The following is a 12,406-nucleotide window of genomic DNA, read 5'->3' on the forward strand; positions in this document are numbered from 1 at the left end:
CGTTGCAGTCAAACAGCCTGACGCCGTACTCCTTGTCATCCGGCTTGCCCTTTTTGTAGGCAGGGCGGGGATCCTGGGCCAGCACTTCGCTCACCAGCAGGCGCAGCTCGGGGTGGGCCTTGAGCCAGGGTTGCAGCTGCTGCTCCGCCTCGGGGCTGAAACTCACCGCCAGCGGCGGGGTGGGGGCATGGGGGGCGAAACCGCCGCGGGCATCCGGCAGGCTGTCGGCATAGGGAACATAGGGCTTGATGTCGACGATGGGGGTGCCATCGAGCAGGTCCACCGCCCCCAGCTCCAGCCACAGCTTGCCGCGCTCACGGCCGACCCCGTGCAGTTCGACCACCGAGAGGCCGAGCGGGTTGGGACGAAAGGTGGAGCGGGTGGCAAACACCCCGACCCGCTCGTTGCCGCCCAGGCGCGGTGGGCGCACGGTCGGGTGCCAGCCCTGCGCCATGGTCTGGTGAAACACGAAGCTGAGCCAGAGGTGGGAGAACTGCTCGATGCCGCGCAGCACGTCCGGCTGATCGTAGGGGGGCAGCAGCTCGAGGCGGGCGCGGGCCGATTTGACCAGACCGGGCTGGCGCGGGATGGCGAACTTCTCCTTGTAGGGAGAGCGGATGATACCCAGGGTGTCGATTTCGAACTTCATGGCGGATCCTGACTGAAAACCCCGGCAATGTAGCACAGCAGCCCTTAAAACGCAGGCTTGCCCGCCAGCCGGTGGCTCTCCGTTTGCCGTGATCCCGCTCCCATCCCGGCCGCCCGAAGGCTGTATCGCGCCGCCAACTTGCGTAGGGTGGGCGCAGGAAGAGTGAAAGGTCCGTCGGCAGGGCGGGCCGGCACAACCGGCGTGGCCATCGAGGATGGGCCGCGCCGCACAGGAGAGACAGGGATGAAACTGCTGATCATCGGCGGCACCGGATTTCTGGGTCGCCATCTCGCCTCACTGGCGCTGGACTGGGGCCACGAGGTGACCTTGTTCAATCGCGGCCGGCGCCAGCATCCGGACTGGCGCGAACTCACCCAGCTGCAGGGGGACAGGGATCAGGACCTGACCCCGCTGCATCATCATCAGGATGGCTGGGATCTGGCCATCGATACCTGCTGCTATCGTCCCGAACAGGCGGCGAGCCTCTCGGCCGCCCTGCTCGGGCGCTGCGAGCGGCTGATCTTCATCTCCACCATCAGTGTCTATCGCGACTTCGCCCAACCCGGACAGGACGAGTCGGCGCCGCTGCACGAGATTGCCGAGGGGGAGCTGCCGGAAGATTACGGCACCCTCAAGGTGCTGTGCGAGGCGACCTATCGTGCCCGCTGGGGCGAGCGGCTCTGCATCTTGCGCCCGGGCGTCTTGTGCGGCCCTCATGACCCCACCGGTCGACTGGCCTGGTGGATCACGCGGGCGCAGCGAGGCGGCCCCTGGCTGCTGCCGGGGCAGGGGGAAGATCGGTTGCAATATCTGGACGTGCGCGACTGCGCCGAGTTCGTGCTGCGGGCCGCCGAGCAGCAATTGAGCGGCATCTTCAATCTGGTCAAACCCGGTATCGCGCTGAGCGACTGGGTGGATCGCCTGGCCGCCAGGCTGGCCCCCGCGACCCCGATCCTGCCCGAATGGGCGCCCTGGCCCGCGCTGCTGGCCGCCGGGGTGGAGCCCTGGCAGAGCTACCCGACCCTGTTGCCCAATGCGCAGCCCGAGTATGCCGGTTATGGCCGCATAAGCGCCGAGGCGGCCATCGTGCAGGGCCTCAACTTTCGGCCGCTGGAGGAGACGGTGGCGGATGTGGCCGAGTGGCTGGTCGGCGCGCCGGACGCCGTGGTGGCCGCCGGCATCACAGCCGAGCAGGAGGCGCGGCTGCGTCAGCTGGTCCGCTAGGGGCCGGCAAGTGCGGCAGCAAAGCAAAAGGGCATCGAGAGATGCCCTTTTCTGTCTGATGTGAGCTGCGTTACTCGGCGCGCATGGCGGCGCCGGCGGCGGCCAGCAGCTCGCGCAAGATGGCGCGATGACAGCGGGACTCCTGCTCGCAGTAGCAGCCCACCGACAGGTTGGTGGTGTGGGAGAGGGCGGCCAGCAGCGCCAGATCGTGCCTGGCGGCGGGGGTCGCCAGCTCCGCCTTGTACTGTTTGCTGAAGGCGCTCCACTGGGCGGGCGTTTCGGCAGCCTGGCCCAGCTTCATGGTGTCGTTGCTGGGGGCGAGATTGGGGAACCAGACGTCGTACCAATCCTGGCTGGCAAACTCGGTTTTGGGCACGCCGCGGGGCGGGCGGCGCACTGTGCCGATCCGCAGTCCCTCGTCGGGCAGACGGGGTGTGCCGAGGCGAACGATGGCCAGTGCCATGCAGGCTCCTTGCAGTTGCGCTTATTTCTCGGTGGCGACTTTCAGCGCCTGACCGTAGCAGATCACCTGCTTCAGGCAGCCCGGGGTGTCGCTGAATTCGGCGCACTTGTCGAAGGTGACGCCGTTGCCGCCCATGTCGGCCACGCGGCGGCGGGCCAGGGTGCGGGCCTCGCCGGCGTTGGGGATCGGTTGCTTGGCATCGCTCTGGCAGGACTCCCCTTCGACGGTGCCGAGGTAGAGGTAGTTGAGATCGGCCAGCTGGCCCTGTTCATAGATCTGAACGCTGCCCGGCTTGAAGTACTCGTCGAAGTTCTCTTTGTCCAGATTGCTGTTGAAGGCAAAGTCGGCGCAGCCGGAGGCAATCAGGGGCATCATCAGGATCAGGCGTTTCATCGTCTCGTATCTTGTGTCGGCATCTTGTGGAATAACGAAGGGGCCATTATAGGGGCCAGTCGACGGTGGCGACCAGCCCCATTTTTAGCCGTATGGACGGGGTGTGACCAGGAGCCGGCTGTGTGTTGCCTGTGCAGCTTCACGCCGCCGGCAAAGATGACTGGCCTGGTGTCATGAGAGAGGGGCGCACCGGGCGCCCCTCTCTCGTTGCTCATCAGGCCGGCGCTAGCCGCTGATGCAGGCTGCGGTAGTAGTCGTCCGCCAGCAGCGTCTGATGGGGGGCGCAGAGGCGGATCTGCCCCTCTTCCATCAGGGCTATTCGGTCCATCTGTTCCAGCCCCAGCAAACGGTGGGAGATGAGCAGCAGGGTGCGATCCGCCCCCAGCTTGAACAGCAGATCCATGATCTCCCGCTCGGTCTGACTGTCGAGCCCCTCGGTCGGCTCATCCAGCAGCCAGAGCGGCGCATCGTGCAGCAGGGCGCGGGCGATGCCGATGCGGCGGCGCTCGCCACCGGAGAGCGGCCGGCCGCCATCCCCCAGCCAGGCATCGAGCCCGCTGTCGCTGTGGCCGTTGTCATCTTCCAGCAGATTGGCAAGGCCGACCTGGGTCAGCACTTGCACCAGCTGCTCGTCACTGGCATGGGGGGCGGCCAGCTTGAGGTTGCCGCGCAGGGTATCGGCAAACAGGTGCACCCGCTGGCTCACCACCGAGAGAGAGGCGCGCAGCGCCCCTTCGCTGTAGTCGGTGAGCGGCTTGCCATCGAGCAGGATCTTGCCGGCCTGCGGGTGCCATTCGCGGGTCAGCAGTCCCATCAGAGTGGACTTGCCACAGCCGGTCTGGCCCAGCAGCGCCAGCTTCTCGCCGGCCTGCAACTGCAGGGTGCAGCCGCGCAGCACCGGCTGCGGGTTGCCTGGGTAGCTGAAATAGAGGTCGCTTATCTGCAGCGCCCCCTGTTGCGCGTGGCGCTCTTCGTGGCCCCACTCGGGGGCCTTGGCCTCTTGCAGGATCTCGTTGAGGCGGCGGGCCGAGGTGAGGCTGGTGGAGAGGTGCTGGAAGGCACCGGCCAGCGGCATCAGCGCCTCGAAGCTGGCCAGGGTGGCGAACACCATCAGCGCCGTGATGGGATCCGGCGCGGCGCCTGCCACCCCGTGGCCGGCCAGCCACAGCATCAGGGTCAGGGTCCAGCCGCTCAGCAGTTGCACCGAGCCGTTGGCAAGCCCGCTCACCCGGGCCATGCGGGCCTGGGCCTGGATCAGCGCTTGCTCGGCCTGCTGCAGCTCGTCGCGCGCCCGGGGGGCGGCGGCAAACATCTGCAGCTCGGCCTGGCCGTCCAGATAGTCCACCAGACGGGTACGCAGGCTCGATTTTTCCGCTATCAGCGCCTGTCCGGGCTTGCGACCGAGGAAATAGAACACCAGCGGCAGGGCAATCATGCCAAACAGCAGGATGGCACCCAGGGTGAGGGCCAGCTCGCTGTCAAAGAAGGAGAGAAAGAGCACCAGACCGGCAGTGCTGAGCAGGGCCGCCCCGATGGGGGTGACCAGCCGCAGGTAGACGTGGTCCATGGCGTCGATGTCGGCCACCAGCCGGTTGAGCAGGTCCGCCTGGCGAAAGCCTGCCAGGGCACCGGTGGAGAGCGGAGAGAGCTTTTGCCAGAACCAGACCCGCAGCCGGGTCAGTACCCGGAAGGTGGCGTCGTGGCTCACCACTCGCTCACCCCAGCGGCCGGCGGTACGGATGATGGAGAAGAAGCGTACCCCGCCGGCCGGCGTCATGTAGTTGAAGGTGTCGCGACTGGCCGCCGTCAGCCCCGCCACGGCGGCGGCGGAGAGGAACCAGCCGGAGAGCGACAGCAGTCCCATCCCGGCCGCCAGGGTGACCAGTGCCAGCAGCAGACCGAGGGAGAGGCTGAGCCAGTGCTGGCGATAGAGGCGCAGAAACGGCAAGAGATCAGTCATCGAGAGAACCCTCGTTACGTTGGGAGAGCAGGCGGGCGAACGGCCCCTGCGCGGTACTGAGTTGCTGGAAGTTGCCTTGCTCCACCAGTTTGCCACGCTCCAGCACCAGGATCTGGTCCATCTTGGTGAGCTGATCGAGGCGGTGGGTGATCATCAGCAGGGTCTGGTTGGCGATGACTTGCTCCAGCGTGGTCATGATGGCTCGCTCGGAGTGGCGATCCAGGCTGGCGGTCGGTTCGTCCAGCACCATCAGCTGGGTGGACTTGAGCAGGGTACGGGCCAGCGCCAGACGCTGGGCTTGGCCGACCGAGAGGCCGCCGGCCTGATCTCCCACCGCATAGTCGAGCCCCTTCTCCATGGCGAACTCCCATGCCTGGGCCCGTTTCAGGGCCTCTTCCAGTTCGTCGTCACTGGCGGCGGGCTTGGCCAGCAGCAGGTTGTCGCGCAGCGAGGCGTGGAACAGCTGCGGGTTCTGGGAGAGCCAGCCCAGCTGCCTGCGCCACTGGCTCATGTCGAGGCTGGCCAGCTCCTGGCCGTTGACCTTGAGCTCGCCGCGATAGGGGGCAAAGCCGAGCAGGGCGTTGACCAGCGAGCTCTTGCCGGCGCCGCTGATGCCGATGAGGGCGGTGCGTGAACCCGCTTCCAGGGTGAAGTCGATGGGGCCGACCAGCACCTTGCCCTCGGCGCTCAGCACTTCAAGGCTTTTGGCTTCTACCTGGATGGGGGCGTCGGCATGGAAGGGCGCATGGCCTGAGGCGGGTTCCGTCACCTCGGCTTCGAGGAACTCCAGCAGCTGTTCGGCGGCGCCGATGGCCTGCGCCTTGGCGTGGTAGTGGGCGCCGAGCTCGCGCAGCGGGGCGTAGAACTCGGGAGCGAGAAACAGCACGAACAGGCCGGTAAAGAGGGTCACTTTGGTGCCATAGTGGCCGAAGTTCAGGTGATCGATATAGGAGAAACCGAAGTAGACGGCCACCAACGCCACCGAGAGGGCGGCGAAAAACTCCAGCACGGCGGTGCTGAGGAAGGCAAGGCGCAGCACCTCCATGGTGCGTTCGCGAAAATCTTCCGACGCATCGCGAATGGCATCCCCTTCCGCCTGAGTGCGCATGAAGAGCTGCAGGGTGCGCAGCCCCTTCAGGCGATCGAGGAAGTGGCCGGAGAGACGGGCCAGTGCCTGGAAGTTGCGGCGGTTGGCATCGGCGGCGCCGACCCCCACCAGGATCATGAACAGCGGAATGAGGGGCGCCGTGCCCAGCAGAATGAGGCCAGCGGCCCAGTTGACCGGGAATACGGCCACCAGGATCACCACCGGAATGAACACGGCAATTGCCATCTGCGGCAGGTAGCGGGAGAAGAAGTCCTGCATGTTTTCAATCTGTTCCAGCAGCAGGCTGGCCCAGCTGCCGGCCGGTCGACGCTGGATGTAGGCCGGTCCCAACCGGCCGAGGCGGGTGAGCACCAGCTCGCGGATGGCCTGGCGCACCGCGCTGCCGGCCTTGAAGCTGGCCACCTCGCGGCCATAGGCCAGCCCCGCCTTGCCGAGGGTGACCAGCAGCAGGGTAATGAAGAGGGGAATGGATCCCGCCGGGGTGGCGTCTTCGATGATGAAGCCGTGCAGCAGGGTGGCCAGCAGCCAGGCCTGCGCCACCATCAGGATGCCCTGCCCCAGGCCAAAGCCGATGGAGAGGCCGATCCAGCGCCGGCCGTGGCTCGATTGATTGCGCAACCAGCCATAGAGTCGTTTTTGCGTTTTTTTATCCATTACCACCATCCTCGCGTCGAGTGGCGCAAGACTATCCTCGCCCCCCAGGCTTGGCAACCTTGTAAATTCCGGCCGGTGAAAACGATTGATGGAAAAAGCGGCTTGCTGCTCATTAGTTGGTCGAACAGATTGATTTATGGTAAAAAACCGTATCGGGGTGATTGCGCTCGGCGGCAAAATGCATATAGTAGAGGCCCTGACGCGGGTGTAGTTCAATGGTAGAACGGTAGCTTCCCAAGCTGCATACGTGGGTTCGATTCCCATCACCCGCTCCAAATTCCTGATAATGGCCAAGGCCGTTGTCACCTCAGCCGAAACGGCTGTCTGTCGTGGGGTTTCCCATCACACCAAGCAAGTTTTGATGCCAGGCGGGCATCGTATAATGGCTATTACCTCAGCCTTCCAAGCTGATGATGCGGGTTCGATTCCCGCTGCCCGCTCCAGCCTTGATGCAAAAAGCCCACTCCTGCGAGTGGGCTTTTTGTTATCCGTTTCTGGGCGAGGCTCACTGCCTGACCGGCACTCTTGAAAGAAGCAGCAATGAAAAAGGCGCCATCGGCGCCTTTTCAACTCGGGAGGAGGGAGGATTACTCCTGCTCGAGCTCGCCGCAGAAGCGATAGCCTTCACCGTGGATGGTGGCGATGATCTCGGGGGTGTCGTTGACACTCTCGAAGTGCTTGCGGATACGGCGGATGGTGACATCCACGGTACGGTCGTGGGGCTTGAGCTCACGGCCGGTCATCTTCTTGAGCAGCTCGGCGCGGGTCTGGATCTGGCCCGGGTTTTCGCAGAAGTGCAGCATGGCGCGGAACTCGGAGCGCGGCAGCTTGAACATGTCGCCAGCCGGGCTGACCAGGGCGCGGCTGTTGATGTCCAGTGCCCAGCCGTTGAACAGGTAACGCTCCACCAGCTTCTTCTCTTCGCCACCGGCGGCCACGTTCATGGTGCGGCTCAGCAGGTTGCGGGCACGGATGGTCAGCTCGCGGGGGTTGAACGGCTTGGTGATGTAATCGTCGGCGCCGATTTCCAGACCCAGGATCTTGTCCACTTCGTTGTCGCGACCGGTCAGGAACATCAGGGCGATGTTGTCGTCTTCACGCAGCTCACGAGCCAGCAGCAGGCCATTCTTGCCCGGCAGGTTGATGTCCATGATCACCAGGTTGATGGTGTGGGCAGTCAGGGCCTGATGCATTTCGTCGCCATTGTTGGCTTCGAGCACGATATAGCCCTCTGCCTCGAAGATGCTTTTCAGGGTATTGCGAGTGACCAGTTCGTCTTCGACGATCAGAATGTGTGGTGTTTGCATGAGTATTCCCAGATTCTTATCAGTTAATTATCTAAATTTTAACACTCTTTGGCGTTACCCGACCGGTCCTGAAAATTAATTACGTCATCCTGGGTATGAATATCAGGTCGGATTATCGCGAATTTGGCATCAGCGTTGGCAAACATCCCTGTGCCACACATAGGCTCTCAATAAGTCTGATCGAGAGAAGCCTGGAAAGGTAGTCCATTACAAAAGTGGCTGCATTTTATCAGTTAACAGGCGCATAACAACACTCTTTGCCGTCAGATAGCAACTTTTTAACTCTGGTTTGATATAGGTCAAACCCTGAGTTCACAGCATGATACTTGGGGTTGCCCCCATTTTCGCCCCTATAAAATGTAATGGAATGTAACATGTGGTTGACATGAATTTGTGGGAAAACTACAGAAAAATCTGCTTTATTGCACCCTTTTCGGCGCCGAAATGGCCTGCTTACGCCATAGTGACGGCCTGGAATCCGGCCAGTCGCCAGCTGGGAATGCGTCGCAATACCCGCCGTCAGCGGGCCCTGTGGCGGGCCATTGCGGCGGTTCCTCGTTGGCAGGTGATGGGACCTTGCCGGGGCAGTTCGCTGGATGAAACATGGCAGGAGTCGTCGCTGCTGCTGGCCTGCCCGCGCAGCGAGGCTATCCAACTGGCAGCCCGTTTTGGTCAGAATGCCATCTATTGGGTGGAACAGGGGGAGCTCTGGCTGCTGCCGGTGTTGCTGGCAGGGGAGCCACACCACCTGGGCAGAATTGAATCCCACTGGATTGTCAGGGGCTCTGCTTGATGAAAGAATGAGCGAATTCATGTCCATGGAAGGAGACTTATGATGCTGGATCTACTGCCCGATCTCTGTGACGAGTATGGCGATGCTCTGCAGGTGGCGGAGCCGCTGTTTCAAAATTTTGGTGGCAAGGTGCTGTTTCACGGCCAGGCGGTCACTCTCTCCTGTTACGAGGACAATAGCCTGGTGCGGGAGCTGGTCAACCGGCCCGGGCAGGGGCGGGTGATGGTGATCGATGGCGGTGGCTCCCTGCGCCGCGCCCTGCTCGGCGATCAGCTGGCGATCAAGGCGGCGGAGCAGGGCTGGGAAGGAATCGTGATCTACGGCGCCGTGCGCGACGTGGGCACGCTGGCGACGCTGGCGTTGGGGGTCAAGGCGCTGGCGCCCTGCCCGGTCAAGACCGAGAAGCGGGGGCTGGGTGAGCTGGATGCGGTGGTGTCGTTTGCCGGGGTGACCATACATCCGGGTGACTACGTCTACGCCGATCTCAACGGCGTGCTGGTGAGCGCCACCCGGCTTATCTGAATCCGTTAGAAGTTGAAGCCGACCCCGACACTGAGGGATTGTTCGGTGCGAAAGGCGCTGACGCCGTAGTTGGCGGTGATGGCCAGTTGCGGGGTCAGCAGCAGGCTGGTGTTGAGCTCCAGCAGGGTGCTGGGCTTGTTCACCTCCAGCTGTTTGAGCTGGCTGCCGATGTTGAGCATGGGGGAGAGCTGGTAGCGCACCCCCGAGCTCAGGTTGTAGCCGGATTGCTCGCTGCTGGGGCCGATGGCAGGGCCCGCTTCCATGTAGAGGCTGACGCCATCGTGCAGCGGATATTGATAGCCGGTATTGATGAGCCAGAGATCGAAACTGTCGTTGTGATGAGTCTGACTGCCGAGCAGCACGCCTGAGTAGCTTTTGACGTAGAGCTGGCTGTCGGCGTCGTTCTTGAGGAAATCCCAGTCGGCGGCCTGGGCGGTAAGGCTGAGGCATGAGACGAGTGCGATGACGGATGATTTGACCATTCTTTTCCCCTCCCTGGGTCCGGAACAGGAATACAAGCATGGCACATGCCAGCTGTTAGTAAAGGGAACCCCGATCACAATAAAACAGTTTTGATTTGCTCCGCTCTCATGATAAACAGGCCCCCATCATCCTGTTTCTTCCCCTATTTCGCTGATATCGAGAGGTGAATCCATGAACAAGAAACTGACTCTGCTGGCCGCGCTGGCCCTGGGGGGCTGCGCCATGGCCACTGGTTCCAAACTGACGCAACTGCAAGCCTCCACCTGGCAACTGCAAGGGGCGAGCGGCGACACCTTTACCCTGCAAGTCGCCGGTGACAAGGTGGCGGGCAAAGGCGGCTGCAACCGCTATTTCGGCAGCATCACCCAGCAGGGTGACGGCGTGCTGGCGCTGGGCCCCATGGGATCGACCCGCATGATGTGCATGGGCGAGCTGGCCGGCAAGGAGATGCTCTACCTGCAGACGCTGGAGAAAGTGGCGAGCTTCCAGATCAGCGGCCAGCAGCTGGTGTTGAGCGACGCCAACAAGGCGGCACTGCTCACCTTCGACGCCATGCCTGCCGCCAAGTAACTGACGTTTTTGTCAGAGGCTGTCGTAGCGCACGCAGCCGGATGCAGAAAGGGACGCCACGGCGTCCCTTTTGCTATTTGCACTCCCTTTTGCAACGGGGCGTGGATCGATTAGCCGCCGCGCTGGAACTTGAAACGCTTCTTGCGCCGGTAGGGATAGACATCCTCGAACACCCCCTCCTTGATGTTGCTCTGCAGCATCTTCCAGTAGTTGGCGTCGAACATCTCCTTGTGCAGCGCCAGCATGATCTCGCGCACCTGCGGCTTTTGCAGCAGGAAGGTGGCGAACTCCTCGGGGAAGATGTCGTTGGGGGCGACCGAATACCAGGGCTCGGCGCTCCACTCGTCCTCTGGGTAGCGCGGTGGCGGGATCTGGCGGAAGTTGCACTCCGTCATGTAGCAGATCTCGTCATAGTCGTAGAACACCACCCGGCCGTGGCGGGTGACCCCGAAGTTCTTGAACAGCATGTCCCCCGGGAAGATATTGGCCGCCGCGAGCTGCTTGATGGCGTTGCCGTACTCCTCCAGCGCGAGCCGGGTCTGCTGCTCGTCCGCCTTGTCCAGATAGAGGTTGAGCGGGATCATCTTGCGCTCTGTGTAGAGGTGCTTGATCACCAGCTTGTCGGCGGTGATGGTGAGCGCCGAGGGGGCTACCGCCTTGAGTTCGGCCAGCAGCTCCGGCGAGATGCGATCGAGGGGAAATTCGAAGTTGGTGAACTCCTGGGTATCGGCCATGCGGCCCACCCGGTCGTGCTGCTTTACCAGCCGGTACTTCGCCTTCACCTGCTCGTGGCTCACGTCCTTGGGGGGCGTGAACTCGTCCTTTATCACCTTGAACACCACGTCATAGGAGGGGAGGGTGAACACGCTCATCACCATTCCCTTGATGCCCAGCGCGATGACGAACTGCTCGCGGCTCTGGGCCAGATGGTGCTGATAGTGGCGGTAGAGCTCGGTCTTGCCGTGCTTCTGGCAGCCGATAGCGTTGTAGATCTCGTAGTCCGGCTTGTGGGGCATGATCTGGCGCAAGAAGGCGACGAACAGCGCCGGCACCGGGGCATAGACCATGAAGTAGGCGCGGGCGAAGCCGAACACGATGGAGGCGAGATCCGGCTCGAAGATGACGGTATCCACATAGATGCTCTGGCCGGTGCTGAGCAGGGGCAGGATGAAGGGAAAGACCTGCTCCCTTGCCCGGATCAGCCCCACTAGATAGGCCCCCTTGTTGCGGTAGAAGACCTCTCTCAATAGTTCGATGGCGAAAGGCTCATCGTGCAGAATATGCGGGCCGTTCTCGGCAAGATGACGATGGATATCGACAATATCCCGCTGTTTGTCCTCATAGGGTAGAGTGAAGCTGTAATCTCCCAGCAGCTGGCTCAGGGTCTGCGGCAGGTGGGCGAGATCGGTGCGATAGATGCGCAGCAACGCGCTCAGATCGGGCTTGTCACCGCGGCTGACGAAGGGGTGGATGTAGAGGTTCTCGTCGCGGATGTTGCGATGGCGAAAGATGCGGCGGTAGACGGAGTTGAAGAAGGATTCCGCCACCTCGAAGTTCTCGCACTTGGGCAGCAGGTCGCTGAAGGCCCCCTTGACCCGCTTGAGCAGCTCCTGGGTGGCGTGGTGTTCTCCCATCATCTGGCGAATGGAGCCAGCAGTCGCCCCCACGTGGTGATCATAGAGGCGGATGCGCTCGCGCCCCGCCAGCTGCACCCCCAGCCAGTCGCTGTTTTCAAAACGGCTCTTGCTGCCCTGGGTGATTTCGAGAAACCGGCTGTAAAACGACTCGAAGCGTTGCAGAATCGTCTCGGCGACGGCCTGTTCCAATGGCTGCTGCATCTCTCTCTTCCTTGTGATCTGTCGGGCCGATGGCGCCTGGGATTGGCTGCAATTTGTCCACATTCCAGGCCACTATGGCAACATTCAAACGTCTGTTCAAGTGGCAATTTTCGGGTGAAAACGGTAGATTGCGCCCCTGTTTTGCCGACGTTCCGCTGTGGTTTGCACGTTCGGCCCTGCCCAGGAGAAGACCCGATGAAACTCTATTTTGTGCTGGTGGCCCCCGCCCGCCCTGCCAACGTGGGCGCCGCCGCCCGCGCCATGAAAACCATGGGCTTTGATGCCATGCGACTGGTGGCAAGCCGGGTGCACGAAGAGGAGGAGGCTAGCTGGGTGGCCCACGGTGCGCAGGAGATCCTGACCCAGGCCGAGGCGTTCGACACCCTGGAGGAGGCGCTGGCCGACATGGATCTGGTGGTGGCCACCACTGCCCGCCAGCGCG

13 protein-coding genes and 2 tRNA genes are annotated in these 12,406 nt (G+C 62.7%); 7 read left to right on the forward strand and 8 right to left on the reverse strand.

Annotated elements, in window-relative coordinates:
• The coding region (gene tsaA / locus BN1143_RS21405) for a tRNA (N6-threonylcarbamoyladenosine(37)-N6)-methyltransferase TrmO (RefSeq protein WP_042052168.1) at positions 1–649 on the reverse strand (649 nt) is incomplete at its 3' end.
• A gap of 243 nt (positions 650–892) precedes the next feature.
• Here tsaA and BN1143_RS21410 point away from each other — a divergent pair.
• Positions 893–1,873, forward strand: coding sequence for an NAD-dependent epimerase/dehydratase family protein (locus BN1143_RS21410; protein ID WP_042052169.1), 981 nt, complete (start codon positions 893–895; stop codon positions 1,871–1,873).
• Between the two features lie 70 nt (positions 1,874–1,943).
• Here the strand turns inward: BN1143_RS21410 and BN1143_RS21415 are convergent, their stop codons facing one another.
• From BN1143_RS21415 to cydD, 4 genes are all read right to left on the reverse strand, one after another.
• Positions 1,944–2,336 carry a DUF488 domain-containing protein gene (locus tag BN1143_RS21415; protein ID WP_042052170.1) on the reverse strand — a complete coding sequence of 131 codons (393 nt, stop codon included), beginning with the start codon at positions 2,334–2,336 and terminating at the stop codon, positions 1,944–1,946.
• A gap of 21 nt (positions 2,337–2,357) precedes the next feature.
• The gene (rcsF, locus tag BN1143_RS21420) at positions 2,358–2,729 is read right to left on the reverse strand and encodes an Rcs stress response system protein RcsF (protein WP_010633326.1); all 372 of its coding nucleotides are present in this window, start codon (positions 2,727–2,729) and stop codon (positions 2,358–2,360) included.
• A gap of 214 nt (positions 2,730–2,943) precedes the next feature.
• Entirely contained in the window at positions 2,944–4,689 is a 1,746-nt protein-coding gene (gene cydC / locus BN1143_RS21425) for a heme ABC transporter ATP-binding protein/permease CydC (protein WP_042052171.1), read from the reverse strand.
• Positions 4,682–6,451: a heme ABC transporter permease/ATP-binding protein CydD gene (gene cydD, locus BN1143_RS21430; protein ID WP_042052172.1), complete on the reverse strand. Its 1,770-nt coding sequence runs from the start codon at positions 6,449–6,451 to the stop codon at positions 4,682–4,684. The genes cydC and cydD overlap by 8 nt, the downstream gene beginning before the upstream one ends.
• A gap of 201 nt (positions 6,452–6,652) precedes the next feature.
• On the opposite strand from cydD, the gene BN1143_RS21435 reads away from it, so the two are divergent.
• Positions 6,653–6,726, forward strand: a tRNA-Gly gene (locus tag BN1143_RS21435).
• 93 nt (positions 6,727–6,819) lie between these two features.
• Positions 6,820–6,894: transfer RNA gene (locus BN1143_RS21440), tRNA-Gly, on the forward strand.
• A 144-nt stretch (positions 6,895–7,038) separates the two neighbouring features.
• On the opposite strand, the gene arcA is transcribed toward BN1143_RS21440, so the two are convergent.
• Entirely contained in the window at positions 7,039–7,758 is a 720-nt protein-coding gene (gene arcA / locus BN1143_RS21445; RefSeq protein WP_010633329.1) for a two-component system response regulator ArcA, read from the reverse strand.
• A 376-nt stretch (positions 7,759–8,134) separates the two neighbouring features.
• Here arcA and BN1143_RS21450 point away from each other — a divergent pair, with 376 nt between their 5' ends.
• On the forward strand, positions 8,135–8,551 hold the full coding sequence (locus BN1143_RS21450) for a DUF3293 domain-containing protein (protein WP_042009062.1): 417 nt from the start codon (positions 8,135–8,137) through the stop codon (positions 8,549–8,551).
• Positions 8,552–8,593: 42 nt separating this feature from the next.
• Entirely contained in the window at positions 8,594–9,073 is a 480-nt protein-coding gene (locus BN1143_RS21455) for a putative 4-hydroxy-4-methyl-2-oxoglutarate aldolase (RefSeq protein ID WP_042052180.1), read from the forward strand.
• A 5-nt stretch (positions 9,074–9,078) separates the two neighbouring features.
• Here BN1143_RS21455 and BN1143_RS21460 read toward each other — a convergent pair whose 3' ends face one another.
• Positions 9,079–9,555, reverse strand: coding sequence for a hypothetical protein (locus tag BN1143_RS21460; protein WP_042052173.1), 477 nt, complete (start codon positions 9,553–9,555; stop codon positions 9,079–9,081).
• Positions 9,556–9,727: 172 nt separating this feature from the next.
• On the opposite strand from BN1143_RS21460, the gene BN1143_RS21465 reads away from it, so the two are divergent.
• Complete coding sequence (locus tag BN1143_RS21465; RefSeq protein ID WP_010633332.1) at positions 9,728–10,126, forward strand: META domain-containing protein; 399 nt, start codon at positions 9,728–9,730, stop codon at positions 10,124–10,126.
• Between the two features lie 110 nt (positions 10,127–10,236).
• On the opposite strand, the gene aceK is transcribed toward BN1143_RS21465, so the two are convergent.
• Complete coding sequence (aceK, locus tag BN1143_RS21470; RefSeq protein WP_042052175.1) at positions 10,237–11,964, reverse strand: bifunctional isocitrate dehydrogenase kinase/phosphatase; 1,728 nt, start codon at positions 11,962–11,964, stop codon at positions 10,237–10,239.
• A 195-nt stretch (positions 11,965–12,159) separates the two neighbouring features.
• On the opposite strand from aceK, the gene BN1143_RS21475 reads away from it, so the two are divergent.
• A partial coding sequence (locus tag BN1143_RS21475) for a TrmH family RNA methyltransferase (RefSeq protein ID WP_042052177.1) occupies positions 12,160–12,406 on the forward strand: 247 nt, incomplete at its 3' end.

Origin of the sequence: Aeromonas dhakensis (genome assembly GCF_000820305.1) — a bacterium.
Lineage (GTDB): Bacteria > Pseudomonadota > Gammaproteobacteria > Enterobacterales > Aeromonadaceae > Aeromonas > Aeromonas dhakensis.